General features: G+C 65.8%; 28 protein-coding genes and 2 riboswitches. Of the genes, 13 read left to right on the forward strand and 15 right to left on the reverse strand.

The features are described from left to right. The 4 genes from H2052_RS06160 to H2052_RS06175 form a co-directional block, all read right to left on the reverse strand. Complete coding sequence (locus H2052_RS06160) at nucleotides 1-714, reverse strand: peptidylprolyl isomerase (protein WP_293779212.1); 714 nt, start codon at nucleotides 712-714, stop codon at nucleotides 1-3. A gap of 80 nt (nucleotides 715-794) precedes the next feature. Beyond that, complete coding sequence (gene coaD, locus H2052_RS06165) at nucleotides 795-1,289, reverse strand: pantetheine-phosphate adenylyltransferase (protein WP_293779214.1); 495 nt, start codon at nucleotides 1,287-1,289, stop codon at nucleotides 795-797. 23 nt (nucleotides 1,290-1,312) lie between these two features. Beyond that, a complete protein-coding gene (locus H2052_RS06170; RefSeq protein ID WP_293779216.1) occupies nucleotides 1,313-2,209 on the reverse strand; it encodes a polyprenyl synthetase family protein in 897 nt (298 codons plus the stop codon). 8 nt (nucleotides 2,210-2,217) lie between these two features. Continuing rightward, nucleotides 2,218-2,469: an exodeoxyribonuclease VII small subunit gene (locus tag H2052_RS06175; protein ID WP_293779218.1), complete on the reverse strand. Its 252-nt coding sequence runs from the start codon at nucleotides 2,467-2,469 to the stop codon at nucleotides 2,218-2,220. A gap of 126 nt (nucleotides 2,470-2,595) precedes the next feature. Between H2052_RS06175 and H2052_RS06180 the strand changes: the two genes are divergently transcribed. Further along, nucleotides 2,596-3,429: a hypothetical protein gene (locus H2052_RS06180; protein WP_293779220.1), complete on the forward strand. Its 834-nt coding sequence runs from the start codon at nucleotides 2,596-2,598 to the stop codon at nucleotides 3,427-3,429. Here H2052_RS06180 and H2052_RS06185 read toward each other — a convergent pair. From H2052_RS06185 to H2052_RS06220, 8 genes are all read right to left on the reverse strand, one after another. Then, on the reverse strand, nucleotides 3,426-3,719 hold the full coding sequence (locus H2052_RS06185) for a DUF1294 domain-containing protein (RefSeq protein ID WP_293779222.1): 294 nt from the start codon (nucleotides 3,717-3,719) through the stop codon (nucleotides 3,426-3,428). The genes H2052_RS06180 and H2052_RS06185 overlap by 4 nt on opposite strands. Before the next feature lie 40 nt (nucleotides 3,720-3,759). Next, complete coding sequence (gene gcvPB / locus H2052_RS06190) at nucleotides 3,760-5,325, reverse strand: aminomethyl-transferring glycine dehydrogenase subunit GcvPB (protein WP_293779224.1); 1,566 nt, start codon at nucleotides 5,323-5,325, stop codon at nucleotides 3,760-3,762. Continuing rightward, nucleotides 5,319-6,689, reverse strand: coding sequence for an aminomethyl-transferring glycine dehydrogenase subunit GcvPA (gcvPA, locus tag H2052_RS06195; protein ID WP_293779226.1), 1,371 nt, complete (start codon nucleotides 6,687-6,689; stop codon nucleotides 5,319-5,321). Before gcvPA ends, gcvPB begins: the two co-directional genes overlap by 7 nt. 3 nt (nucleotides 6,690-6,692) lie before the next feature. Next, nucleotides 6,693-7,454 (reverse strand): class I SAM-dependent methyltransferase, encoded by a 762-nt coding sequence (locus tag H2052_RS06200; RefSeq protein WP_293779228.1) that lies wholly within the window; start codon nucleotides 7,452-7,454, stop codon nucleotides 6,693-6,695. Between the two features lie 4 nt (nucleotides 7,455-7,458). Beyond that, entirely contained in the window at nucleotides 7,459-7,830 is a 372-nt protein-coding gene (gcvH, locus tag H2052_RS06205) for a glycine cleavage system protein GcvH (RefSeq protein WP_293779230.1), read from the reverse strand. Then, the gene (gene gcvT / locus H2052_RS06210; protein WP_293779232.1) at nucleotides 7,830-8,945 is read right to left on the reverse strand and encodes a glycine cleavage system aminomethyltransferase GcvT; all 1,116 of its coding nucleotides are present in this window, start codon (nucleotides 8,943-8,945) and stop codon (nucleotides 7,830-7,832) included. The genes gcvH and gcvT overlap by 1 nt, the downstream gene beginning before the upstream one ends. A gap of 48 nt (nucleotides 8,946-8,993) precedes the next feature. Continuing rightward, a riboswitch (glycine riboswitch) is annotated at nucleotides 8,994-9,101 on the reverse strand. Between the two features lie 2 nt (nucleotides 9,102-9,103). After that, a riboswitch (glycine riboswitch) is annotated at nucleotides 9,104-9,198 on the reverse strand. A gap of 138 nt (nucleotides 9,199-9,336) precedes the next feature. Next, the gene (locus H2052_RS06215) at nucleotides 9,337-9,726 is read right to left on the reverse strand and encodes a hypothetical protein (protein ID WP_293779234.1); all 390 of its coding nucleotides are present in this window, start codon (nucleotides 9,724-9,726) and stop codon (nucleotides 9,337-9,339) included. Between the two features lie 236 nt (nucleotides 9,727-9,962). Beyond that, nucleotides 9,963-10,580 (reverse strand): hypothetical protein, encoded by a 618-nt coding sequence (locus tag H2052_RS06220; protein ID WP_293779236.1) that lies wholly within the window; start codon nucleotides 10,578-10,580, stop codon nucleotides 9,963-9,965. Between the two features lie 113 nt (nucleotides 10,581-10,693). On the opposite strand from H2052_RS06220, the gene ispH reads away from it, so the two are divergent. The 4 genes from ispH (at nucleotide 10,694) to H2052_RS06240 (ending at nucleotide 13,992) form a co-directional block, all read left to right on the forward strand. Beyond that, the gene (gene ispH, locus H2052_RS06225; protein ID WP_293779238.1) at nucleotides 10,694-11,653 is read left to right on the forward strand and encodes a 4-hydroxy-3-methylbut-2-enyl diphosphate reductase; all 960 of its coding nucleotides are present in this window, start codon (nucleotides 10,694-10,696) and stop codon (nucleotides 11,651-11,653) included. Nucleotides 11,654-11,656: 3 nt separating this feature from the next. After that, nucleotides 11,657-12,598 carry a homoserine kinase gene (gene thrB, locus H2052_RS06230; protein WP_293779240.1) on the forward strand — a complete coding sequence of 314 codons (942 nt, stop codon included), beginning with the start codon at nucleotides 11,657-11,659 and terminating at the stop codon, nucleotides 12,596-12,598. Further along, entirely contained in the window at nucleotides 12,595-13,047 is a 453-nt protein-coding gene (rnhA, locus tag H2052_RS06235; protein WP_293779242.1) for a ribonuclease HI, read from the forward strand. The genes thrB and rnhA overlap by 4 nt, the downstream gene beginning before the upstream one ends. A gap of 138 nt (nucleotides 13,048-13,185) precedes the next feature. Further along, nucleotides 13,186-13,992: a PEP-CTERM sorting domain-containing protein gene (locus H2052_RS06240; protein WP_293779244.1), complete on the forward strand. Its 807-nt coding sequence runs from the start codon at nucleotides 13,186-13,188 to the stop codon at nucleotides 13,990-13,992. Nucleotides 13,993-13,995: 3 nt separating this feature from the next. Here the strand turns inward: H2052_RS06240 and H2052_RS06245 are convergent, their stop codons facing one another. Then, on the reverse strand, nucleotides 13,996-15,108 hold the full coding sequence (locus H2052_RS06245; protein ID WP_293779246.1) for an FAD-binding oxidoreductase: 1,113 nt from the start codon (nucleotides 15,106-15,108) through the stop codon (nucleotides 13,996-13,998). Further along, complete coding sequence (locus H2052_RS06250) at nucleotides 15,105-16,046, reverse strand: alpha/beta hydrolase (protein ID WP_293779248.1); 942 nt, start codon at nucleotides 16,044-16,046, stop codon at nucleotides 15,105-15,107. The genes H2052_RS06245 and H2052_RS06250 overlap by 4 nt, the downstream gene beginning before the upstream one ends. 49 nt (nucleotides 16,047-16,095) lie before the next feature. Between H2052_RS06250 and H2052_RS06255 the strand changes: the two genes are divergently transcribed. From H2052_RS06255 to H2052_RS06290, 8 genes are read left to right on the forward strand one after another with little or no spacing between them, the layout of a single operon-like run. Further along, nucleotides 16,096-16,569: a prepilin peptidase gene (locus tag H2052_RS06255; protein WP_293779249.1), complete on the forward strand. Its 474-nt coding sequence runs from the start codon at nucleotides 16,096-16,098 to the stop codon at nucleotides 16,567-16,569. A gap of 37 nt (nucleotides 16,570-16,606) precedes the next feature. Further along, nucleotides 16,607-17,590 carry a Flp pilus assembly protein CpaB gene (gene cpaB / locus H2052_RS06260; protein WP_293779251.1) on the forward strand — a complete coding sequence of 328 codons (984 nt, stop codon included), beginning with the start codon at nucleotides 16,607-16,609 and terminating at the stop codon, nucleotides 17,588-17,590. A gap of 1 nt (nucleotide 17,591) precedes the next feature. Then, on the forward strand, nucleotides 17,592-19,010 hold the full coding sequence (locus tag H2052_RS06265) for a type II and III secretion system protein family protein (RefSeq protein ID WP_293779253.1): 1,419 nt from the start codon (nucleotides 17,592-17,594) through the stop codon (nucleotides 19,008-19,010). 14 nt (nucleotides 19,011-19,024) lie between these two features. Further along, on the forward strand, nucleotides 19,025-19,681 hold the full coding sequence (locus H2052_RS06270; protein WP_293779255.1) for a CpaD family pilus assembly lipoprotein: 657 nt from the start codon (nucleotides 19,025-19,027) through the stop codon (nucleotides 19,679-19,681). Nucleotides 19,682-19,697: 16 nt separating this feature from the next. Continuing rightward, the gene (locus H2052_RS06275) at nucleotides 19,698-20,963 is read left to right on the forward strand and encodes a pilus assembly protein CpaE (protein WP_293779257.1); all 1,266 of its coding nucleotides are present in this window, start codon (nucleotides 19,698-19,700) and stop codon (nucleotides 20,961-20,963) included. A gap of 53 nt (nucleotides 20,964-21,016) precedes the next feature. Next, the gene (locus H2052_RS06280) at nucleotides 21,017-22,720 is read left to right on the forward strand and encodes a CpaF family protein (RefSeq protein WP_293779259.1); all 1,704 of its coding nucleotides are present in this window, start codon (nucleotides 21,017-21,019) and stop codon (nucleotides 22,718-22,720) included. Continuing rightward, nucleotides 22,717-23,691 carry a type II secretion system F family protein gene (locus tag H2052_RS06285; RefSeq protein ID WP_293779261.1) on the forward strand — a complete coding sequence of 325 codons (975 nt, stop codon included), beginning with the start codon at nucleotides 22,717-22,719 and terminating at the stop codon, nucleotides 23,689-23,691. Before H2052_RS06280 ends, H2052_RS06285 begins: the two co-directional genes overlap by 4 nt. Continuing rightward, nucleotides 23,691-24,671 carry a type II secretion system F family protein gene (locus H2052_RS06290; RefSeq protein WP_293779263.1) on the forward strand — a complete coding sequence of 327 codons (981 nt, stop codon included), beginning with the start codon at nucleotides 23,691-23,693 and terminating at the stop codon, nucleotides 24,669-24,671. The genes H2052_RS06285 and H2052_RS06290 overlap by 1 nt, the downstream gene beginning before the upstream one ends. A 7-nt stretch (nucleotides 24,672-24,678) precedes the next feature. Here the strand turns inward: H2052_RS06290 and H2052_RS06295 are convergent, their stop codons facing one another. After that, complete coding sequence (locus tag H2052_RS06295) at nucleotides 24,679-25,899, reverse strand: CaiB/BaiF CoA-transferase family protein (protein ID WP_293779265.1); 1,221 nt, start codon at nucleotides 25,897-25,899, stop codon at nucleotides 24,679-24,681. Nucleotides 25,900-25,905 lie beyond the last annotated feature (6 nt).

Here is a 25,905-nt window from a genome sequence, read left to right on the forward strand (position 1 = left end):
TCAGTTCTGCGGCGGCGCCGGGGTTTGCGCGGCGGCCTGCTGCTCCGCCGGTGCGGGTTCGGGCGCGGCAATCGCGGGCGGCGGCGGCGGCACGTTGTCGGCAGCGATCGAGGCTTTGACGATGCGCGAGGGGTTCGCGGGCGGTTCGCCGCGCGCGATCTTGTCCACGAATTCCATGCCGGAGATCACGCGGCCCCAGCCGGTGTAATTGCCGTCCATCGTGCCGGTCATCGGCATGAACATGATGAAGAACTGGCTGTTCGCGCTGTCCGGTTCCTGCGTGCGCGCCATCGAAACGGTGCCGCGCAGGTGCGGCAGCGCGTTGAATTCCGCCTTGAGGTCGGGAAGGTCGGAGCCGCCCTGCCCGGTGCCCTGCGGGTCGCCGGTCTGCGCCATGAAGCCTTCGATCACGCGGTGGAAGATGATGCCGTCATAGAAGCCGCGGCGCACCAGCGTCTTGATGCGTTCGACATGGCCGGGCGCCATGTCCGGCCGCATCAATATGGCGACACGCCCGCCCGTCGAAAGGTCGAGATAAAGGATATTCTCGGGGTCCTGCGCGGTCGGCGCGGCAATCGGCGCGGACGGGGCCGACAACGCCTGCTGCACCTTCATCGCCTGTTCGGGCGACAACTTGTCCGCCTGCTGGGCCGATGCGGGCACCGCAGTCGCAAAGGCCAGCATTGCAAGCAGTGTCATCAATACGCGTTTCATGCCGAACCCTCGATTTCCACCTTGCTGCACGCCGTAGCCCCGGAAAGCTGCATCGGCGCTGAATGTCATGCCGCTGAACATCATGATTTGCCCGCGGCGACCTTCGTCTTCACCGCTGCCGCCACCGACGGCGTCACGAACTTGCCGATCTCGCCGCCGAACACCGCGATTTCCTTCACCAGCCGCGAAGCGATCGGCTGCAGCGCGACGTCCGCCATCAGGAACACCGTCTCGATTTCGCTGTTCAGCTGCTGGTTCATGCCCGCCATCTGGTATTCATACTCGAAATCGGCAACCGCGCGCAGGCCGCGCACGATCATGCTCGCGCCCTGGCTCGCGGCGAAATCCATCAGCAGCGCGTTGAACGAGACGACCTCGATCGTGCCGTTCGCGATGTCCGCCGTCTCGCGGCGCACCTGCTCCAGCCGCTCCTCCAATGTGAACATCGGCGACTTGGACGGGTTCGTGGACACGCCGATGATCAGCTTGTCGACGAGCTTGGCGCCGCGCCGGATGATGTCGATATGACCGAGCGTGATCGGGTCGAACGTCCCCGGATAAACGCCGATACGCATGACGTGTCCCCCTGCTGATTTTTCTAGCGGTCGCGTTCGATCGCGAAGCGCGCGATGGCGCGCAAGAGATCGGCGGACTGGCCGAAGCCGTGCAGATGCCCGATCGCCTGGTCGATCAGCATTTCGGCCTGCTTGCGCGCGCGTTCGATGCCGAGCAGCGACACGAAGGTCGCCTTGCCCGCGCCCGCATCCTTGCGCACGGCCTTCCCCGTGCGGCGGCTGTCGCCCTCGGCGTCGAGCAGATCGTCGGCGATCTGGAAGGCAAGGCCGAGGTCGCGCGCATAGCCGCGCAGTTTCACCCGGTTGTCCGCACTCGCCTTGCCCATGATCGCGCCCGCCTCGATCGCGAAGCCGATGAGCGCGCCCGTCTTCAGCTGCTGCAGCCGCGTCGTCGTGGGCAGGTCGAACGTTTCCCCCTCGGCCACGAGATCCATCATCTGCCCGCCCGCCATGCCGGTGGGGCCGCTGGCGCGCGCGAGTTCAAGCACCAGTTCGGAACGCACATAGGGGTCTTCGTGCGTGGCCTCGTCGGCAAGCACCTCGAAGGCGAGCGCCTGCAGCGCGTCCCCCGCAAGCACTGCCGTCGCCTCGTCGAACGCCTTGTGCAGCGTCGGCTTGCCGCGCCGCGTGTCGTCGTCGTCCATGCACGGCAGGTCGTCGTGGACAAGGCTGTAGACATGTACGCATTCGGTGGCGATCGCAGTGCGCAGCGCGCGCTCCTTGTCGACATGAAACAGGTCGCACGCCGCGACCACGAGCAGCGGCCGCATCCGCTTGCCTCCGCCCATCGCCGCATAGCGCATCGCTTCCACGAGGCGCCGGCGCGGATCGGCGGGAATCGGCAGCAATTTGTCGAAACGCTGGTCGATCGCGGTCCCGATGGCGTCGAGCGCGGGCTTCAGGCTGAGCGAAGCGTACACCGGCGCGCCTATTCGGCATCGAAGGGCCGCGTGCCCTTCGGTTCGCCGTCGGGGCCGACCTGGATAAGCTCGATGCGCGCCTGCGCCGCCTTCAGCTTCGCTTCGCAATAGGCCTTCAGCTGCTGGCCCTGTTCGTAAAGCCCGATCGAGGCTTCGAGATCGACCTCGCCGGCCTCGAGCTGGTGCACGATCTTCTCAAGCCGCGCGAGCGCAGCTTCAAAGCTCAGCCCATCCAGCGATGCCGTATCCGCGCCGGTCATCAGACTCCCTGCCTTCCATCCATGCAGGGCGTTTTGGACGGGCGATGCGCGGCGGTCAACAGGGGTTTGGGCTGATGGCTTGCGCGGCGCACCGAAACGCCGCAGCATCGGGTACGGGGCAGGCACATGATGATGCAGACGGTCTTCGACATCGCGAACACGCGCTACGAGGAATGGGTGTTCTTCGCGATTCCGCTGGCGCTGGTCGCGCTGGCGGCCATCGGGCGCTGGCGCAGCAAGACGCAGCGCTGGTCGAAGGTGCTGCTGGTGTTCGCCGCGCTCACGTTCCTGGTGATGCTCATTCCGCTCTGGGATTATCACGCGATGAAAGGCGTGATGGCCGATGGCGATGTCAAGGTCGCGGAGGGAATCGTCAGTGATGCCTGGACACGGGAACACCGCGAAGCTCGCAGCCGGGGCGACATCGGCTATCGCTATCGCACATGGGAAGGCTTCACCGTCGGCGGCGTCACGTTCGGCTACTGGCGCGGCTTCCAGCCTTCGGGTGCCAGCTTCACGAACCGTGGCAAGCCGCCCGTCGCAATCGAAAACGGATTGCGCGCCCGCGTCACCTATCACGAACAGTGGGACGACAAGCGCATCCTGAAGCTGGAACTCGGTCCGGCGGCAGGCGCCAGCGGCAGCGCGGGCGGCGCCGTCGTCTCATTCGCCCCCGACTGGACCCGCTTCGCCACCGCCGCCGCCACCGGCGACGCCGCGACCGTCAAGGCGCTGACCCGCTTCCCCTTCCTGTTCGAAAGCCGGGAACTCACCGCCGATCGCTTCGATTCGATCTGGATGGGCCTGTTCACCCCCGCCGTCCGCGAATGCATGGGCCGCGCGCAGCCGCAACCCGAGGAGACTCGCTTCGTCGTGTTCTGCGCGCCCTATGTCTTCTACTTCGATCAAGGCGCCGAAGGCTGGCGCTTCAGCGAATTCACCGCCGACCCGGAGGGTTAGGCGAGCGCCATCAGGAACGCCCGTCCACGCTCGGTGGATACGACGAACAGAAGCACCGCCTGCACTGCCAGCGTCACGCGGAAACTCGCCTGAAACGACGCCTTCCGGGTCTTGTGACGCGCCAGCCGCATCGCCGCCCATGCTCCGGGCGAACCGCCGAAGAAGGCAAGTCCGAGCAGGGTCTGCTCCGAGATCCGGCGCCCGCCCGTTTCGGCGAGGTGCTTGTCCCAGACATAGGCGGCGAAGGCCGCGAGGTTCACCGCAATCAGATAAGAAGCGATCGAGTCCATCGCCGCTTTCTGCCGCGCCGGCAGTTAACGGACCGTGCGCCTATTCTGCTGCGACACTCTCCGGCACCCAGCTCAGCACGGGCTTCCTTGCAGCCAGCGTCTCGTCGAGGCGTCGGCGCGGAGCGAGGTGCGGCGCGGCCTTGAAGTGCTCCACTTCGCCCGCCTTCGCGCGGCCCACGAGATGGCGCAGCGTCGCGATGAACTGGTCGAGCGCCGCCTTGCTCTCGGTTTCCGTGGGCTCGATCAGCATCGCGCCGTGGACGACGAGCGGGAAGTACATCGTCATCGGGTGATAGCCCTCGTCGATCAGCGCCTTGGCGATGTCGATCGTGGTGACACCGGTGCCGTCGAGGAAATGATCGTCGAAAAGCGCCTCATGCATGCACGGGCCAGAGCCGCCGAACGGCGCGGTCATCACGTCGTCGAGGCTGCGCAGCACGTAGTTCGCGTTCAGCACCGCATCCTCGGCAACCTGCCGCAGGCCGTCGGCGCCGTGGCTCACGATATAGCTGAGCGCACGCACGAACATGCCCATTTGCCCGTGGAAGGCGACCATGCGGCCGAAGCTCCGCGCGTGCCCATCGCCCTTGCCGTGCGCCTGCTCTTCCTCGACCAGCTCGAAATGCGTGCCCGTGTGGCGCACGAACGGCAGCGGCGCGAACGGCGCGAGCGCCGCCGAGAACACCACCGGCCCCGCGCCCGGACCGCCGCCGCCGTGCGGTGTCGAGAAGGTCTTGTGGAGGTTGATGTGCATGGCGTCGATGCCGAGGTCTCCGGGCCGCACCTTGCCGACGATGGCGTTGAAATTGGCGCCGTCGCAATAGACGTAGGCGCCGGCCGCGTGCGTCGCTTCCGAAATCGCGATCATGTCCGGCTCGAATAGCCCGCAGGTGTTGGGGTTGGTGATCATCACCGCCGCCACGTCAGCCCCCAGCCGCGCCTTCAGCGCCGCCAGATCGACGCGGCCCGCGGGCGTCGCCGGGATATTCTCGACCTCATAGCCGCAGAAGGCCGCCGTGGCCGGGTTGGTGCCGTGCGCCGATTCGGGAACCAGAACCACCTTGCGCGTCTCGCCGCGCGCCTCGTGCGCTGCGCGGATCGCGAGCATCCCGCACAGCTCGCCATGTGCGCCCGCCTTCGGGCTCATGGCGACTTCGGGCATCCCGGTCAGCGTTTTCAGCCAATGCGCCAGGCTGTCGATCAGTTCGAGCGCACCCTGAACGCTGTCCACCGGCTGCAGCGGGTGGATGTCCGAAAAGCCGGGCAGTCGCGCCATCTTCTCGTTGAGGCGCGGGTTGTGCTTCATCGTGCACGAGCCGAGCGGGAACAGGCCCATGTCGATCGCGAAGTTCTGGCGGCTGAGCCGCGTGTAGTGGCGCACCACCTCGGGCTCCGACAGGCCGGGAAGCCCGATCGCCTCGCGTTCCAGCCCGCCGAGGCGCGATGCGAGCTTCGGCGGCGCCGGCAGGTCGACTCCGGTGCGGTCGCTGTCGCCGATCTCGAAGATGAGCGGCTCTTCGAGCGCAAGGCCCCGGTTTCCGGTGAAAGTATCCACCTTCGCCTCCACCGCGCCCGGCCCCGTCTCACGTCCCTGACGGTTCAGCATGACACGGCCTCCTCATACGCTGCGACTAGTTTGTCTACATCCTCGTCCGTCTGCGTTTCCGTCACCGCGACAACGACCCCGTTCGCAAGGCTCGCCTCACCCGGATAAAGCCGCCCGAGCGCCACACCGCCGAGAACGCCCGCATCCGCCATGCGCCGGATCGCAGGCCGCGCCTCGACGGAAAGCCGCAGCGTGAACTCGTTGAAGAACGGCCCGTTCAGAAGCTCGACCCCCGGGATCGCCGCCAGCCGCTCCGCCACCTGCACCGCGCGGGCGTGGTTGAGCGCCGCAAGGTCGCGCAGCCCCTTCTCGCCAAGCAGGCTCATGTGGATCGTGAACGCAAGGCTGATGAGCCCCGAGTTGGTGCAGATGTTCGAGGTCGCCTTCTCGCGGCGGATATGCTGCTCGCGCGTCGAGAGCGTCAGCACGAAGCCGCGCTTGCCTTCGGCGTCCACGGTCTCGCCGCACAGCCGCCCCGGCATCTGGCGGACGTGCTTGTGGTTGCAGGCGAAGAGGCCGAGGTACGGACCGCCGAAGCTGAGCCCGCCGCCGATCGACTGACCTTCACCAACCACGATATCCGCGCCCATCGCGCCCGGCGAACGGACCGCGCCGAAGGCGACGGCCTCCGTTACCACCGCGATCAGCAGCGCCCCCTTCTCGTGGCAGCGCGCAGCAAGCTCCGAGAGGTCGGCGACATGGCCGAAGAGGTTCGGGTTCTGCACGACGACGCAGCTCGTCTCGTCATCGATCGCAGCGATGAGCGCAGCGACATCATCGCCAGGTGCGCCGTCGGTGAGCGACGGCACGGTGCTGACCACCTCATCATCGGTGAAGTGCGTCAGCGTCTTCGCAACCGAAACATAGTGCGGGTGCAGCCCTGCCGAGAGCAGCGCCTTCGCCCGGCGCGTCACCCGCCGCGCCATGAAGATCGCCTCCACGCAGGCGGTGGAACCATCGTACATCGAGGCGTTCGCCACATCCATGCCGGTGAGGCGCGCGACCTGGGTCTGGAACTCGAACAGATACTGCAGCGTGCCCTGCGCGATCTCGGGCTGATAGGGCGTGTAGCTGGTCAGGAACTCGCCGCGCTGGATCAGGTGATCGACGCTCGCCGGCACGTGGTGCTTGTAGGCGCCGCAACCGAGGAAGAACGGCACGTGCGTCGCGGTCAGGTTCTTCCGCGCCATCGCGGAGAGTGCGCGCTCCACTTCCATCTCGCTCATGTGCAGCGGCAGGCCTTCCACCGGGCCGGAAAGCTGCGCGGCGGCAGGAACGTCGCGGAACAGATCGTCGACGCTGGCAGCGCCGATCTTGCCGAGCATCGCGGCGCGGTCGTCGGCAGTGAGGGGCAGGTATCGCATTCGCTACTCCGGTTTTGTGGCTGCGAAGCGCAGCCGCACGTAATCCGCCATCCAGTTGCCGTCCGCGTCGCAGAGGATCGGCCGCAGCAGCGCCACGGTTTCATCGATGACGGCCTCGCGGTCTGCATCGGGGACCTTCAGCACGTCGAGGAAACCGGTGCGGAAGGTGGTGAGCCACGCCGCCATGCCGCTGGCGAGCGGCGTCTGGCGCGGAATGATGTCGCAGGACTCGACCGCGAACCCCGCCGCTTCGAGCGCGGTGCGCGCTTGCGGCGCCGTCATGTAGACCTGGTCTTCGCGATCCGGCACGGCATAGCCCCGCGCCTTCAGCACGCCGCGCAGCCCGGCGCGGATCGCGGCGATGTTGCCGAAGCCGCCGCACTCCGCGACGAACCGCCCGCCCGGCTTCAGCGCGCGGCACACACCCGAGAAGACGGCGGCGGTATCGGGCATCCAGTGTAGCGCGGCGTTCGAGAACACGGCGTCGAATTCGGCGCCGAACGTCAGTTTCTGGCCGTCCATCACCTCGGCGTCTAGGCCCTTGGCGCGCGCGGCAGCCACCATCGCCGGATCGGCATCGGTTCCGAGCACGTCCGCTCCCGCCTCGACCAGCTTGAGCGTCAGCACGCCGTCGCCGCAGCCGAGATCGAGGATGCGCTCGCCAGCCTTCGGCGCAAGCAGACCCAGAACAGCAGCCCCGAGCGCAGGCACGAACGCCGCGTGGGCGGCGTACTCGGCCGGGTCAAAGTTATGCCGCCGCGCCATCGCCCTAGAGGTCCGCGCAAAAGGCCGCGTATGCGTCCGCATCCATCAGGCCGGAAAGCTCGGCCGCGTTGCCGATGCTCATCCTGAAAAACCAGCCGTCGGTTTCCGCCGCGCTGTTGACGAGCGCCGGATCGGCTTCAAGCGCGTCGTTCACTTCGCTGACGCTGCCCGAGATCGGCGCATAGACCTCACTCGCCGCTTTGACCGACTCGACGACGGCGGCGTCCTTACCCTGCACGAGCGCCTTGCCCACGGCGGGAAGCTCGACAAACACCACGTCGCCCAGCTGGCCCTGCGCATAGTCGGTGATGCCCACGGTGGCGGTATCGCCCTCGACGCGGACCCACTCATGCTCTTTCGAATAATAGACGGTCATCACTGGCCTCCCTGTCTGACATAACGGTGCGGAACGAACGGCATGGGCGCGGCAACGGCGGCGATCCGCCGTCCGCGAACATCGATTTCAAGCGCTGTACCGTCGGCAGCGTGCGCGGACGAAACGAAGCCCATCGCAATCGGGGCGCCGACGGTGGGCGCGAACCCGCCCGAGGTGACGACGCCGACCTTCTCGGCACCTGCGAAGATCTCCGCACCCTCGCGCGCCGGCAATTTGCCCTCGACGCGAAGCCCGATGCGCTTCACCGCCGCGCCGTTGAGCAGCTGGCCGAGCACCCGCTCGGCACCCGGAAAGCCGCCTTCCATCTTGCGGCGCTTGGAAATCGCGAAGCCGAGATCGGCCTCGATCGGCGTCGAAGCCGTGGAAAGGTCATGGCCATAGAGCGGCAGCCCCGCCTCCAGCCGCAGCGAATCGCGCGCGCCAAGGCCGATCGGCTTCACTTCGGGCTGCGCCAGCAGCGTGCGGGCAACGGCTTCGACGTGCTCTGCGGGCACTGAAATCTCGAATCCGTCCTCGCCCGTGTAGCCCGACCGGCTAACCCACACGTCGATGCCCGCGATGCGAAACGCCCCCGCCTTCATGAACACCAGTGTCGAGACTTCGCCGGCGACGCGAGCCAGCGCATCCGCCGCCTTCGGCCCCTGCAGCGCAAGCAGCGCGAGGTCCGTGCGGTGAACGAGCGATACGCCGACAGGCAAGCGCGCCATTATGTGCGCGATGTCGCCATGCTTCGTCGCACCGTTCACGACCACGTAGAAGTGATCGCCGCGGTTCGTCACCATCAGGTCGTCGATGATGCCCCCGTTGTCATCGAGCAGCAGCGAATAGCGCATCCGGTTTTCGCGCAGCGCCAGGAAATCGCCCGGCATCAGGCTTTCGAGCGCTGCCGCGACGCCCGGCCCTCGGAATTCCAGCTGGCCCATGTGGCTCACGTCGAACAGACCCGCGCTTTCGCGCGTCCAGTTGTGCTCGGCCATGATGCCCTCGAACTGTACGGGCATGGCATAACCCGCGAACGGCACCATGCGCCCGCCAAGTTCGCGGTGCAGTGCGTCCAGCGGCAGCGCCAGAACAGTTTCGTCGGATGTGGACATCGAAGGCTCCGATCGTGACACAGATTCCCGACGCAAAGCCGCGCCGGGCCGCCCCCATCTGTCACGGAACCTGAGAGTTTCACGCGGGGATGAGCCCGCATTTACCCCGTCGGTGGGATGAACCCGAGGGCGCATCCGCTTTCCAGAGCGCCGTACAAGGTGGCCGCGCGGTCCATGGGCCTGAGAGATTCCGGGGGCGGTTGCTCCTTCGGCGCCGCATCCCGAAGAATGCGGACTCTCCCGCGCGTCACCGATGCCGGAGCACCGACGGCCCGGTCTCCATGCGGGGCGGCAGGGATTCTGTCAACGGGGCTGATCGGAACGCGCATGAAAAGGGCGACACGTCGCCGAGCCGCCCCTTCGTACCAGGACTATCAGGTGAGCGCCTGCACTACTGGAGCCACTGCCCCGTGCCCTTCGCCGCCGCACCCTTACCATGCAGCGTCAGCGTACCGCGCCGCCCGGCATAGGCGCCCGTCTTGCCGACGAGGCCGCCCACGCAACTCGTTTCCGTGCCGGCCTTGTCGACAAAGTTGCAGCCCATCAGCGCGCTGAACGTGCCGTCGTTCGAAACGATGTCGCACGCGCCATGCATCATGAAGATCGAGTCGCGCGGCGGCTGGCTCATCGATATGCATTTCGTCGTGCTCGTGGTCTTGCGACCGTCCGCGAATGTCGCGTTGCTTTTGCCTGTCCAGTAAGCGCCGCCGAAGGGCGCACCGTCCGCTCCGACGCCGCCAACCGTCGCAGGCGCATCATTTTGCGATTCAAAGGTAAACATCTGGGCGCTGGCGCCACTGGCGGCTGTTATCGTCAAGGTAACAGCCACTCCAACCATCAATATGTTCATGATCTCTCCCCACTACAGCTTTGTTGTCGGCAGGAAGCCAAGCAAATTAATCAAAGCGGGAAGCAAATGATGGCAACTCGGTATCGTGGGCTGGATGTACCCCCGATCACCGCATTTCTCAATGTTTATCCTGGAAACAACGCCCCGGATGCGCCGGAACCGCGCTTTCATTTTCCAACGTTGTAGGCGAGCGCGGCGTCGTCGAGCTGGAAACCGACCAGCAGTTCGAAGCTGGCGTTCTTCAATGCGCTGCGCGCTTCGGGTGCCGCAAGCGGGTCGATCGCGGCGTCGGCGTCACCCGGCTTGCGCTCACGGGCAAGCTCGCGCGCGATGTTTTCCGGCAGCGCGGCAGCGGCGCGGCTGATGTCGCTGCGGGCATAGCCAGTCGTGCGCGTGCGCAGCTGGCCGTCGTCGAAGCGAAGCGTCACGCTGCCGAGCTGCTTGGAGAGCAGCTGGTCGCCCGCGCGCAGCACAACGGCGAAATAGGGCAGTGTCACTTCGCGCGCACCGCTGGCGTTCGCGCGCTGCGCCACGACATCGAACGAAAGCTGACTGTTCAGCCGCTCCGCCGATTCGGCGCAGGTGGCGCGCACGTTGGTGATCACGGCGGTCACATCGATGGCGTTTGCGTCGCGGCTCGTCTCGGGCGAGAACAAGGTCACTTCGCTTGCATACTGGAGCGTGCCGGCCGCGGGGCAAGGGCTGCGCGTGATCTTCAGCGGATTGCCGCCACCGCAGGCCGCCAGCATGAGGAGCGCAGGCACAACAACGAAAAACTGGCGCACGTGTGACGGTCCTTCCCGCATCGGGCTCAAGGCGCCCGTTGGCGCCCCTGTCGCCCGTCTCTATAGGAAGCGGCTTTTGAAGCGGCAAGCAATCGCGTAGAGGGAGCGCCATCATGGCGGACATCGATCCAGAACTGAAGCGCCCGCTCCGGGTGCTGGTGGCAGGCCCGCGCGGCTTCTGCGCGGGCGTGGACCGCGCCATCCGCATCGTCGAGCTCGCGCTCGAGAAGTGGGGCGCCCCCGTCTACGTGCGCCATGAGATCGTCCACAACCGCTTCGTGGTCGATAGCCTGCGCGCCAAGGGCGCCGTCTTCGTCGAGGAGCTGGAAGAGGTGCCGGAAGACGTGCCGGTGATATTCTCCGCGCACGGCGTTCCTAAAAGCGTGCCCAAGGCCGCTGAGGCGCGCAAGATGGTCTATGTCGATGCAACCTGCCCGCTCGTCTCGAAAGTGCACCGTCAGGCCGAGCGGCTGATCGAGCAGGGGCGGCACATCATCTTCGTCGGACACGCCGGGCATCCGGAAGTGATCGGCACGTTCGGGCAGGTGCCGCAGGGCGCGATGACGCTCGTGGAAACGGTCGAGGACGCCGAAACCATCGCCGTCGCCGACCCTTCGGCCATCGCTTTCCTTACGCAGACGACGCTTTCGGTGGATGACACGCACGAGATCGTCGAGACGCTGCGCCGCCGTTTCCCGGCGATCCAGGCGCCGCGCGGCGAGGATATCTGCTACGCCACCTCAAACCGGCAGGATGCGGTGAAGGCCATCGCCGGGCAATGCGACGTCGTGTTCGTGATCGGGGCGCCCAACTCGTCGAACTCGCTGCGGCTGCGCGAGGTCGCCGAGCGCTGCGGCGCCCGCGCCTATCTGGTGCAGCGTGCCGCCGAAATGGATTGGGCCTGGCTCGGCGATGCCGACACCGTGGGGATCACCGCCGGCGCCTCCGCGCCCGAAGTGCTGGTGCAGGAGCTTTTGGATGCGCTCGCGGCGCGCCGCCGGCTCAATGTCGAGCAGGTCACGACCGCCGTCGAGGACGTCGCCTTCAAACTGCCGCGCGTGCTCACGGAATAACCCATGGCTGTCTACACCCATGTTCCCGCGGAGGATCTGTCCGCGTTCGTCGCGCGCTACGACATCGGCGCGCTCGTCGCTGCCAAGGGCATCGCCGAAGGCGTCGAGAATTCGAACTACCTGATCGATACGACGCGCGGACGCTACATCCTGACGCTCTACGAGAAGCGCGTCGACACGGCCGATCTGCCCTATTTCCTCGCTCTGATGCGCCATGCCGCGGATAGGGGACTGCCTGTGCCGAAGCCCATCGAGGACAAGGCGGGTGAACCCTTGCAAGAGCTTGCCGGCCGCCCGGCGTGCGTGATCGAATTCCTGACCGGCATCTCGGTGACGGAACCTACCCCCGCGCTTTGCCACGCCGCCGGGGAAGCGCTTGGACGCCTGCATGCGGCGACCGCCGATTTCAGCGGCGTTCGCGCCAACACACTCGGCCACGAGGGGCGGCTGGAGCTTGCCGCGAAGTGCTTGCCGCGTGCCGGCGAGATCGATCCCGGCCTCGCGGCGCTCATCGAGAGCGAGGTGGTATTTCAGAAGGCGCACTGGCCGGCCGATCTGCCGCAGGCGACCATCCACGCCGATCTGTTTCCGGACAACGTGCTTGCGCTGGGCGATACCGTCACCGGCATCATCGACTTCTACTTCGCCTGCACGGACGCGCGCGCCTACGACCTTGCCGTGATGCACGGCGCGTGGTGCTTCAGCAACGACGGCGCGGTTTTCTACCCCGAACGCGCCGAAGCGCTGGAGGCGGGCTACCGCGCCGCGCACCCGATCACGGAGGGCGAAGCGGCGGCCATGTCCGTGCTGCGCCGCGCGTCGGCGCTACGCTTCCTGCTTACACGCGCGTGGGACTGGCTGAACACACCGGCGGGCGCGCTCGTCACCCGCAAGGATCCAATGGCCTTCGCGCGGCGGCTCTTTCACTACCGCGAGGCCGGATGAGCGCTGCACCTGATGTCGAAGTGTTCACCGATGGCGCCTGCAAAGGCAACCCAGGGCCCGGCGGCTGGGGCGCCATCCTTCGCGCGAAGGGCCAGGAACGGGAGCTCAAGGGCGCGGAGGCGCTGACCACCAACAACCGCATGGAACTCACGGCGGCGATCGAAGCGTTGAAGGCGTTGAAGCGCCCGTGCAGCGTTCGGCTGACCACCGATTCGGTCTACGTGCGGGATGGCATCACCAAATGGGTGCACGGCTGGCAGCGGAACGGCTGGCGCACCGCCGACCGGAAACCGGTGAAGAACGCTGATCTGTGGCAGGCACTGGTCGCCGCGGCGGCGCCCCACCGTGTCGAATGGCACTGGGTAAAAGGACACAACGGCCACGCCGAGAACGAGCGCGCCGACCAGCTCGCCAATCTTGCGGTCGCCGAGCTCTCCGCGAGCAAATAGCGTCGGCAGATTTTACATACGCGCCCGCAGAAATCGCGGCGTGCATTGAATCCAAAGCCTTTTTCTCGTCTGGTACATATATTGCTTGGGAATGGCTGGATGTGCTTCGGCGCAGGACGTTCGTACAGGGGATTTATAGTGATCAGGTCGAATTCAAGCCGCGCAGTGCTGGGCGCGCTCGCGCTTTCCGCTGCGGCCCTGGCTTCATCGCCGGCCTTCGCGGTCGCCATCGGCAGCTTCGACCTTGATGCCAGCTGCTCCGTCAGCTGCGGCTCGGACGGCACCAACGGCAATGCGCGCGTCTTCACCGCAACCGCTTCGGACGGCAGCATCGTCCGTGCCCGCGCCACCGCGTGGTCGATCACGGGCGGCGGTTCAAACCCGTGGGACGACGGCACGCACAATCAGGCGTTTCTCGGCCAGTATGCCGGCGGCGGTCTCGGCGCCACCTCGGACGCGGACGGCGGCGGCGGCAACGGCGCACACCAGGCCGACAATGCCGGCACCAAAGACTATATCGTTCTTCAGTTCGACCAGCTTGTTTCGCCCTCTTCGGTGGTCCTCAATACCTACGATCACAAAGTCGGCGGCGCATGGTACAAGGACAATGACGCAACCATCCTGATCGGTACGGTCACGACGGGCTGGGATCAGTTCCTGAACGCTTCGGACGTGCTCGACAACCTTTCGACCGACCTGCACGAAATCCGCATCAATCGCGACTCGACGAGTTCTTACGTCGGGATCGACGCGACAGGCCACTACGGCAACGTCATCATCATCGCCGCGGACCTCTATTACGCCGGCCGGAAGGGCGACAGCCCGGATGCCTTCAAGCTCGCTGAGCTCAACTTCTACACGAACGAAGTTCCCGAACCGGCGATGCTCGGCCTGTTCGGCCTCGGGCTTCTCGGCATCGGCGCAGCCCGCCGCCGCAAGGTCTGATTTTCAACTGAACCGCTTGGGTGAGTAGCGTTCGGGGTCGACTCCGGGCGCGTCCCAGGTCGTCCCGGTAATCAGCGCCGCCGCCATCGCGCCCGCTGCGGGCGACGTCTGCACTCCGAACCCGCCCTGCCCCGCGCACCAGAAGAAGCCCGGTGCGTCCGATGCAAAACCGTACACCGGAAGCCGGTCCGGCGCGAAGCTCCGCAGCCCCGCCCACGACCGCACCACTCGACGCACCGTCTCGGTCGTCGCAGTCTCGAACCGGTGCACGGCAATCGCAATGTCCAGCTCCTCAGGCTGCACATCACTCGCCGGCACCGGTGTTTCGTCGTGGGGGCTCACCCACATCATCCCGGCGTCGGGCTTGAAGTAGAAACTGCCCGCCGCATCGAGCACCACCGGCAGTTCAGGCTCCACAGGCCCGCCGAGATCCGCCACGATCATCGTCCGCCGCAAAGGCTGCACGCCCAGTGGCCGCGCGCCCGCCAGCACGGCGACATCGTCGGCCCACGCGCCCGCGGCATTCACCACGACATCGGCTTCGAAGCACCCCGCCCCGGTTTCGATCCGCCACCGCCCGCCGCTGCGATCAAAGCTGCGCACGCGCGCGTTCGTAACGAGTGCAGCGCCACGCCGCCGCGCACCGGCTAGGAACGCCTGATGCAGGCGTGCTACCTCGATATCGCTGCACCCGGGCTCCCAAAGCCCCCGCTGCTGCCAGGCGGGGGAGAGCAGCGGCGCCCGTGCAGTCGTCCCTTCGGCATCGAGGCATTCGATGGCGACACCCGAGGCCCGGAACGCGCGTTCCATCTGATCGAGCGCATCGTACGCACCCGGCCCGGCGATATGCAGCGCGCCGCGCGGTGTCACGAGCGGGCCCTCCGCGAAACCCTCCGGAGGCTGGAGCATGAAGGCTTTCGACGCGGTCGTCAGCGGCTGCACACCGGGCCCGCCGTAGGTTTCGGCGAAGAAGGCGGCCGAGCGGCCGGTGCTGTGCAGGCCCGGATGCGCTTCGGCCTCGATCAGCAGCACGGAGGCCCGTTCGCTCAGGAACCACGCGAGGCTCGCGCCCCCGATACCCGCCCCAACGACAACAACGTCGTACCGACCCGTCATGACGCCACCAGCCCGTCAACCGCCGCGAACAGGCTGTCCTGCACCGCGCTCCGCTCGCGCAGCAATTCGTGCGCCGCGCCCGCAATGACGTGCAGACGCCCATCCGGCAACCGCTGAACGAGCCGCCGCGCCGCCGCGGCGTCCACCAACCGCTCGTTCATGCCGATGAATACGTCGACGGGCAGCTTGATCGCCTCCGGCACGCCCTGTGCGGCCAGCGCGCGGCACGAGGTCGATGCCTCGAACACCCAGCGCCAGTTCGCCCCGCCAAACGCCAGCGCGGCATTGCCGTCGATCCACCACGCTTCGTCCGCGAACCGCTCCGGGTCGCCGGTCAGGATGCGCTGGCGATGAACACCGCGCGAGCGCGCGCCATACGGCCCCTGCAGCGGCGGATAGGTATCGCCCGCGCCTGCGTTCACGCGCGCCTGCGCAAGCCAGGACAGTACGCGCGGCGGCACCCCTTGAGCGGCGATGCCCACCATCGGTGCAAACAGCACGGCACGGCGATAGCCGTGTGCGTTCCCGGCTGCGAGGTGCCGGAGCGCGAGATGCCCGCCCATGCTATGCCCCGCAAGCACCAGCGGCCCGCCGAGCAGCGCTGCGCATTGGTCCGCAAGCCCGGCGAGGTCAGCGAGCCACGCGTCGAAATATCCCCCCGCCCCGGTCGGGAAACGTCCGGAAGCCCCCTGTCCGCGCCAGTCGAAGGTGAAGAGGCCATAGCCCTGGTCCCGCCAGTGCCAGTAGCTTTCCGAGTATTTCTCGATGAAATCCGCGCGCCCGTTCAGGAACAGGATCGAAGGTTTGCCCGGCATCGGCGCCCAGCTCACTGTGCGGATGTGCCAGCCGTCAACGGCGATCCAGTCCACCCAGCGCGCATTCGGCGGCAGCGAACGGCGCCGGATCAGCGCATCATCGGGGGTCGGGTCGGGCGTCACGGGCGCATGGTTACGTTTTTTTCAGTCATGACGTCTAGGACCGGTCGACATGGCCGGGACACTTCAGATCATCAGCGTCGGAGCGCTTTTCGCGCTGCTCGCCTATGTCATTTACAGTGACGTAACCCGGCGTATCATTCCGAACACCGTCAATGCCGCCGTCGCGCTGCTCGCCGTTCCCTTCTGGCTAGGGTCGGGCGAGGCGCTGTGGCCGCTCGTCGGCTGGCAGCTCTTGCTGGCCGTTGGCGTGTTTGCCGTTTTCGCCGGAATCTTCGCATTGGGCGCCATGGGCGGCGGTGACGTCAAGCTGCTCACCGCGCTCGCACTCTGGCTACCTGCAATTCCGTATCTGCGGATGCTCGTGCTCATGTCGATCATCGGCGGCGTCCTCACGCTCGCCTACCTCGTCTGGCACCGCAAGCGTAGAAAAGCGGGCAATCCGGAGATTCCATACGGGTGCGCAATCTGCCTCGCGACCTTCGTCGCGCTTGGCGAACCGATTGTTAAGCAATTGGCTGGATAGTGCACGCAGGGGTTTTCGCCTGGAGGCTACAGGGGTCATGGACGTAAAGAAGATCATATTGCTGGTCGGTGCGCTCGTTATAGCGGGTATCTCGGCCTTCTTCGTGCGCGCGCTTGTCAGCGACAGCGGCACACAGCAAGTGCAGGCCGGCGAGGTCGAGCATAAGGGCCCGAAGGTGCTTGTCGCCACCAAGCCGCTACCGCTCGGCACCATCCTCAACGCCGAGATGTTCAAGCTGCAGCCGTGGCCCAAAGATCTCGTGGAAAACGTCTACTTCCTTGAAGGCGAGACCAACCTCGAAAGCCTGAACGGCAAAGTTGTGCGCGTTTCGGTTCCGGCCGGACAGCCGCTCACCAAGGGCTCGATCGTCGGGCCGGGTGAGCGCGGTTTCCTTGCCGCAGCGCTGACGCCCGGGATGCGCGCCGTTACGGTTTCTATCAACGCCGAAAGCGGCGTCGCCGGCTTTGTCTTCCCGGGCGACCGCGTCGACATGGTGCTGACGCACGGTATCAGCTATCAGGGCGATACCGAGGAAGGCACGCCTGCCCCGGCGCTGCGCGTTTCCGAGACGATCATGCGCAACGTGCGCGTGCTCGCCATCGACCAGCGCACCGACGAACTTGGCGGTGAAGAATCCGGCCCCAAGACGGGTCGCACCGTAACGTTCGAAGTGCCGCCGAAGTTCGTGGAAAAGATCGCGGTCGCACAAACGCTCGGCCAGATCTCGCTCAGCCTGCGCCCGCTCGCGGAGAATACGCAGGAGCTGGAACAGATGATCGCGACCGGCGAGGTGGAGGTCGGCGACGACCTGAATGCCACGCAGGAAAAGCACATGCAGATTGCACTCCAGACGCAGCCGAACGATCGCAATCCATCGTTCACCACCGGCGGCGAGGTCTCGCGCTTCGCATCCAACCTCGATCCGCGTCCTGTGGCCGTGAAGTCTGGCAAGCCGGCGGGTCCGAGCGTCCGCGTGTTCCGCGGCAGCAAGGCCACCGAAGTTTCCGTGGGGGCAGAATAACATGAAGCTCAAGGCAATTCTGTGCGGCTGCGCCGCCGCACTGTCGCTGGCCGCCATGGCCACGCCGGCGACACAGGCGCAGGACACGACGATCACGTCGGCAGCGTCCACGCTCAACGTCGGCGTCAACAAGGGCACGCTGATCCGGCTTGAACGGTCGATGAGCGACGTGTTCGTCGCCAACCAGAAGATCGCAGACGTGCAGGTCCGGTCCGACCGCCTGCTCTACGTTTACGGCGTCGGCGCCGGTGAAACAACGATCTACGCGACGGACGGTGCCGGTCGCATCGTCTATTCCGCGAACGTCCGCGTCGCGCAGAACATCGACCAGATCCGCACGATGCTGGGTCTTGCGATGCCGGGCGCCGCGATCACGGTCAATTCGATGAACGGCATGACGCTGCTCACGGGCACCGTCGCCAGCGCCGAAGAGGTCGAGGAGGCCACGCGCCTCGTCAAGACCTTCGTCGGCGAAGGACAGGCCATCGTCAACAAGCTGCAGACGGCAACGCCCGCGCAGGTGAACCTCCGCGTGAAGTTCGCGGAGGTGAGCCGCAGCCTGGTGAAGGAGCTGGGCGTCAACCTGACGACAATCGACAACACAGGCGGCTTCCTGTTCGGCATGGCGCGCGGACGGGGGACCGGAGCGCTCACCTATGATGCGGTCGCAGGAACGTGGACGCTGAATCAAAGCTCTGGGTCGACGACGATCGGCGGCGTCGCTTCACTGTTCGGGCTGGACGTCGGCGCAGCGATCGACGCGCTTGAACAAGATGGCCTCGTCTCCCTCCTTGCAGAACCGAACCTGACGGCCCTTTCGGGCGAGACGGCCAGCTTCCTTGCGGGCGGCGAGTTCCCGATCGCCGTGAGCGATGGCAACGGTGGCATCAGCGTCGAATTCAAGGAATACGGCGTGGGCATCGCCTTCACGCCGACCGTGCTCGACGGGGGAAGGATCAGTCTGCGCGTTCGTCCTGAAGTTTCCGAGCTTTCGGAAGCCGGAGCGATCCGCCTCGACAATATCTCGATCCCGGCGCTGACCACGCGCAGAGCCGAGACCTCGATCGAGCTCGGCTCGGGCCAGAGCTTCATGATCGCCGGGCTCCTGCGCAATCGCGTGGGCACCACCCAGGAAAAAACGCCGTTGCTCGGCAATCTGCCGATCCTTGGCGCACTGTTCAAATCGGATCGCTTCGCGCGCGACGAATCGGAACTCGTGATCGTGGTGACACCCTATCTCGTGAAGCCGACCAACACCCGCCTTACGCTGCCGACGGACGGCCTTGCTGTTCCGAACGATGCGGAGCGCTGGCTGCTGGGCAAAACATTCAAGGGCGCCAAGGCGCCGGTCGCCGAAGCGAAGACAGCCGGACCGCCCACGGTCGCCGGCTCGGCCGCGCCCGGCTTCTCGAACAATTGATGGAGAGGGGCACCATGACCATGAAGACCATCACGATGCGCCGCCTCGCAGCGGGCACCCTTCTCACCGCATCTCTCGCGCTCGGCGCCTGCGGCGGCACCGCTCCCAATCCGGGGATGGCGTCAGCGAAGGCTCCGGTCGTCGCGCAGACAATCCTCGTCCACGATCTCGGCTATGCCGGTGCGGACGGGCTTTCCAGCGACCAGCGCAAGTCGCTTGCGGAGTGGTTCGAGGGCATCGGAATTCGCTACGGCGACCGCGTCAGCGTCGACGACAGCGGCGGCGGCTCGGGTGCTCGCCGTGCGGCGATCGCATCGGTGCTGGCCGGATACGGGCTGCTTCTGAACGATCAGGTGCCGGTCACGGTCGGTGCGGGCAGCGGCGGCCCACGCGTTGTCGTGATGCGCGCGACCGCCAGCGTCCCGGGTTGTCCGGATTGGTCGCGTCCGTCGCAGCTCGAATTCGAAGCTTCGACGATGAGCAACTACGGCTGCGCCAGCGAGAGCAACATCGCCGCGATGGTGGTCGACGCGAACGACCTTGTGTCGGGCAAGCCTTACATTGGCACCGACGCGCTCACCACCGTGAAGGCGATCGAAATCTACCGGAGCAAGGCCGGCGCAGGCACCAACAAGGTGAAGAGCACCGTCGGCCAGGCCGGCAGCAATTAAACGAGGGGATGCAGGTATGAACGCGCCTTGGAATCCGAAAACCGGCGTCGGTGCACGCGACGCCTTCAACGCCTTCGTCTGCGACGACGAAACCGCTGATGCCGTCAAGGTCGTGGCAGCCGAACTCGGCTGGGCTGTCGAGAAGGTCAACAAAGGTGGCCTTCGCAACGCCGTGCAGACGCTCTCGGTCTCGTCGAGCCCGATGGTGCTGCTCGTCGATCTGTCGGAGTCGGGCGATCCGCTGAACGACATCAACGCGCTTGCCGAAGTCTGCGAGCCGGGGACGATCGTGATCGCGGTCGGCATGATCAACGACGTGAAACTCTACCGCGATCTCGTCGCGAGCGGCCTGCAGGATTATCTGCTGAAGCCGCTTTCCGCCGACGCGATGCGCGAAGCGTTCATGCACGCGCAGGTCACGCTGCAGGGTCCGAAGCATGTGGAGGTCGATGCCAGCGCCCATCCGCGCACGACGATCGCGGTGATCGGCACCCGCGGCGGCGTCGGCGCATCCACCGTGGCAAGCTCGCTCGCATGGCTCTCAGCGGAGAGCCAGGGCCGCTCCACGGCGCTTCTCGATCTTGATGTCCAGTTCGGCACGGGGGCGCTTTCGTTCGACCTCGAACCGGGCCGCGGCCTTACGGACGCGCTCGAAAACCCGAGCCGCATCGACGGCCTCTTCATCGAGCGTGCGATGGTGCGCGTGGGCGACAAGCTCGCCGTGCTTTCCGCTGAAGCGCCGATCAGCCAGCCGCTGATCGCTGACGGCAGTGCGCTGTTCCAGCTTCAGGAAGAGATGCGCAATGCCTTCGAAACGGTGATCGTGGACCTGCCGCGCACCGTTGCCGTGCAGCACCCACACCTGCTCAGCGACGTCAACCATGTTGTCGTGGTGACCGAACAGACGCTGGCCTCGACGCGCGATGCGATCCGCCTGCTCGGTTTCCTGAAAGCAAACGCACCGCACGCCCGGGTCACGATGGTCGCCAATCGCGTCGGCACGAATCCGCCGCCCGAAGTCGCGCGCAAGGATTTCGAAGCATCGATCGAACGCAAGATCGACATCGTCATTCCGCTCGACGTCAAGCAGGCCGTCGGCGCCGCGAAGCAGGGGCGTGCCCTCGCTGCGGTCGCGACCGGCAAGGTCGGCAGCGCCCTTCAAACGCTCGCCGTCCAGCTTGCCGGTGAAATCGCTGCCGAGGTCGAAGCGAAGACGTTGATGAGCAAGGTTCGGAGCCTGTTGCCCAACAAGGGCGCCGCCAAGGCTTCGGGTAAAAAGTAATGCTTTCCGGCTGGGCAACCGGCCGGGCCGCACTGCGTAAAACGGGGTAAGGTATGCAGCCCAAGGGGTTCGGAAAACGAAGCGGCGCAGGACTGCAGGTTGTTGGCGACGGGTTCGGGCAGAGCCCCGCCGCCAGCACCGGCAGGCGGCCGCTTGTTGCCGATTCCGGGGATTTTGGCCTTTCGAAGCCTGTTGAAGCGCCGCGCGGGCGCAGCACCGAAAACTGCGTGTGGGAATTGCACGCGATCCTCTCGCCGCAGCTTTCCGAACTGTTTCCGCCCGCGAAGACCCGCACGCGCCGCCGCGGCGAACTCGCCGCCCAGATGGAAGACACCATCAAACGTCTCGCCGACATCCAGGGCATGACGATCGATGATGGGCAGGTGCGCGACACCGTCACCGTTCTTCTCAACGAACTCATCAATCTCGTCGGCGGCCTGAAGCCGTCCGCCAGCGCGGAAACGGCCGAGCGGAGTGCGCGCGCCGCGAGTGCGAGCACCCAGAGCGTGCTTGCCGCCAAGGAGCGCGTCCACCCCATTCTGATGGAGCGGATCGACGCGAGCGTCATCGCCGATCTCTCACGCGGCGAACTCGCCGAGCAGATTTCCGACGTCATCTCCGAAATTCTCGTTCAGGAGAAGATCGGCCTCAACCAGCGCGAGCAGCGCGATCTCGTCACGCTGCTCCTCAACGACATGCTCGGCCTCGGACCGCTTGAACCGCTGCTCAACGACGACGAAGTCAGCGAAATCATGGTCAATGGACCGAACGTCGTCTACGCCGAACGCAAGGGCAAGCTCGCGCAGACCGACGTCAAGTTCCGCGACGACGCGCATCTCCTCAACATCGCGCAGCGCATCGTCAGCGCCGTCGGCCGCCGCGTCGACGAGACCTCGCCGATCTGCGACGCGCGCCTTCTTGATGGCAGCCGCGTCAACGTCGTCATCCCGCCGCTCGCCATCGATGGCACCTCGATCTCGATTCGTAAATTCTCGAAGATCAAGTTGACGCTCGATCGCATGATGGAAGGCGGATCGATGTCGCCGGCCATGTGCAAGTTCCTCAACATCGCCGGCCGCTGCCGTCTCAACATCCTGATCTCGGGGGGCACGGGCTCCGGCAAGACGACGATGCTGAACGCGATTTCGCGCAACATCGATCCGGGCGAACGCATCGTCACGATCGAGGACGCAGCCGAGCTGCAATTGCAGCAGCCGCACGTCGTGCGCCTGGAAACGCGCCCCGCGAACCTCGAAGGCAATGGACAGGTCACGATGCGCGACCTCGTGAAGAACGCGCTGCGTATGCGTCCCGATCGCATCATCCTCGGCGAGGTTCGCGGACCCGAAGCGTTTGATCTGCTCGCCGCCATGAACACGGGTCACGACGGCTCGTTCGGCACGCTGCACGCGAACCGCCCGCGCGAGGCGCTGACGCGTCTTGAAAACATGATCAACATGGCCGGGCTCAATCTCAGCCCGAACGCCATCCGCCAGCAGATTTCCGACGCGCTGAACCTCGTCGTGCAGATCAGCCGTATGCGCGACGGCGGCCGCCGCATCACGCACATCTCGGAAGTGGTCGGCATGGAAGGCGACGTCATCACCATGCAGGACCTGTTCCTCTACCGCTACAACGGCGAGGATGAGACCGGGAAGCTGAAGGGTGAATACATCAGCACGGGCCTGCGCCCGAATTGCTACGAACGCGCGGAATACTTCGGCCTTGGCCGCGCCTTGATGGAGTGCATGGGATGAGCCGTGACCTGATGATCGCCGTGATCTTCGGCTGTGTCTTTGTGGCGCTGGCGCTGATCATTCTGATGAGCGGCGATGGCAATGCGAAGCGCGGCGCGAAGCGGCTGGAGCAGCTCCGCGAGCGGCATTCGTCCTCACGCGAAGTGCTTGCGCAGGTGCAGATGCGCCGCATCCTCGCCTCGCGTGAGAGCAGGCTCGACAACATGTTCCAGGGCCTGATCCCGAACCGCGCGCTGCTTCGCCAGCGTCTGGATCGCACGGGCAAGTCCTGGTCGCTTGGGCAGTATGCGGTCGCGAGCCTCGCCATTCTCGCGCTCACTTTCATCGCCATCTCGAGCACCGGCGCGCCGATGGCGCTCGCCGCGCTGGCAGGTTTATTCTTCGGCTTGTTCCTGCCGCACATGGTGGTCAGCTTCTTCATCAAGAAGCGCATCAAGAATTTCAACGACCGCTTCCCGGACGCGATCGATCTTCTCGTACGCGGTCTCCGGTCGGGTCTGCCGATCTCCGAATCGATCGGTGTCGTCGGCAAGGAAATCCTGGATCCGGTCGGATACGAATTCCGCCAGGTCTCCGACAAGATCCGCATCGGCCGTACGATGGAGCAGGCGCTGCAGGAAACCGCGAACCGCCTGACAACCCCCGAATTCCAGTTTTTCGTCATCACGCTGTCGATCCAGCGCGAGACCGGTGGCAACCTTGCCGAAACGCTGAACAATCTTGCCGAAGTGCTGCGCAAGCGCGCGCAGATGAAGCTGAAGATCCGGGCGATGTCGTCTGAATCGAAAGCGTCGGCCTATATCGTCGGCTCACTGCCGTTCATTGTGTTCACGCTCGTGTACATGATGAACCCCTCCTATCTGAATCCGTTCTTCGTCGATCCGCGCCTGATGGTGGCGGGCATCGGCGGCCTTATCTGGATGTCAATCGGCGCCTTTATCATGGCCAAGATGGTGAGCTTCGAAATCTGATGGAAGAGAAAACCCTTCTTCTCGGCATGACCGGGACCGATCTCGCCACGCTGCTCGCAGCACTCGGTGTCTTCGCCATGATGGTTGCGGTCTGGTCGGTGGCGACCGTCCGCGATCCGATGCGCGGCCGCGTGAAAGCGCTTCAGGACCGCCGCGAACAGCTGAAGGCGGGCATCGTCGCGCCGCGGCGGCGCTCCAGCCTTGCGGCGAAGACTGAAGCCACCGATTTCATGCGCGGCATCCTCAAGAAGATGTCGGTGATGCAGGACGAGCAGACGAAGCTCGCCGAAACCAAGCTCGTGCAGGCCGGCATCCGCTCCAAGGACGCGGTCGTCGTGTTCATGTTCGGTCGCCTGATCGCGCCCTTCGCGCTCGGTGCCATCGCCGCGTTCTATATCTACGGTCTCGGCATGTTCCCGGATTACGCCTCCTCGACGAAGGCGATGATCGTGGGTGGCGCATTGCTCATTGGCTACAAGGCGCCCGACATCTATGTGAAGAATCTCATCACGAAGCGTTCGGATGCGATCCGCAAGGGCCTTCCCGATGCGCTCGACCTGCTCGTGATCTGCGCCGAGGCCGGTCTTACCGTCGATGCCGCGTTCAACCGCGTCGCGAAGGAACTTGGCAACGGCTATCCCGAACTCGCGGACGAATTCGCGCTCACCGCGATCGAGCTCGGCTTCCTCACCGATCGCCGCCAGGCCTTCGAGAACCTTGCCAATCGCGTTGATCTCGAAGCGCTGCGCGGCGTCGTGACGACGATGATTCAGACCGAGAAATACGGCACGCCGCTCGCCTCGTCCCTACGCGTGCTCTCGGCGGAATTCCGCAACGAGCGCATGATGCGCGCCGAGGAAAAGGCTGCGCGGCTCCCGGCGATCATGACCGTGCCGCTCATCCTGTTCATCTTGCCAGTGCTGTTCGTCGTGATCCTCGGGCCGGCGGCCTGCGCGATCGCCGATAACTTCACGAGCTGATCCGGGTTCAGGTGCGGGCGTTCGTTTCGACGACGCCCGCCGCCACCAGCGCCGCGATCTCGTCCGCCGAAAGCCCGGCGGCGCGCAACACATCAATGCTGTCCGCGCCAAGTTCCGGCGGCGCCTTCGCATAGTCAGGCGGCGTCTTCGAAAAGCGCATCGGCTGCGCCATCGTCCGCACAGTGCCCGCAAGCGGGTGCGCCTGCTCGATCACGAGTCCCCGCGCCTTTGTCTGTTCCTCAGCGAAGGCCTGTGCGAGATCGTTGACCGGCCCGGCAGGAACCCCCGCCGCATCGAGTGCCGCAAGCCAGCGCTCTGCGGGCTCTCGCAGCAGCACGGCCTCGATCTCCCCGACCAGCGCCTCGCGATTGGCAACGCGGGCCGGGGAAGAGGCATAGCGCTCATCCTCGCCCCATTCGGGCCGCCCCAGCGCCTTCGCGAACGCCCGGAACTGGCCGTTGTTGCCCACAGCGACCGCAATGCGGCGCGTCGCCGTGGGGAAATCCTGATAGGGCACGATGTTGGGATGTGCATTCCCCATCGGGCGCGGCACCTTGCCCGAGACGAGATAGTTCATCGCCTGGTTCGCCATCCAGCCGAGCGTGGTGTCGAACAGCGCCATATCGATGTGCTGGCCCTCTCCGGTCGCGTCGCGGTGGCGGATCGCGGCAAGGATGGCGATCGTCGCGTAGAGCCCCGTCGTGATGTCGGCAATGGCGACGCCCGCCTTGGTCGGCTGGCCACCGGCAGCACCGGTGATGCTCATCAGCCCGGCCATCGCCTGAATGACAAAGTCGTAGCCCGGCCGCTCGGCATTCGGCCCGTCCTGCCCGAAGCCGGTGACAGAGCAATAGACGATGTCGGGCTTCACGGCGGCGAGCCCCGCATAGTCGAGACCGTAACGCGCGAGCCCGCCCGCCTTGAAGTTCTCGACGACCACGTCCGCACTTTCGGCGAGCTTTCGCACGATTGCCGCGCCGCGCGGATCGGCGATATCGATGGCAAGGCTCTTCTTGTTACGGTTCGCCGCGAGATAGTATGCGGCGTCGCCCGCGGTTCCGTCCTCGCCCGCGATGAACGGCGGCCCCCAGCTTCGCGTATCGTCGCCCGCGCCCGGCCGCTCCACCTTCACCACCTCGGCGCCAAGGTCACCGAGAATCTGTGTCGCCCACGGCCCCGCGAGCACGCGCGAAAGATCGAGAATCTTGAGGCCCGAAAGCGGTCCCATCGACAT

It is taken from the genome of Sphingosinicella sp. (genome assembly GCF_013911755.1).
Lineage (GTDB): Bacteria > Pseudomonadota > Alphaproteobacteria > Sphingomonadales > Sphingomonadaceae > Sphingosinicella.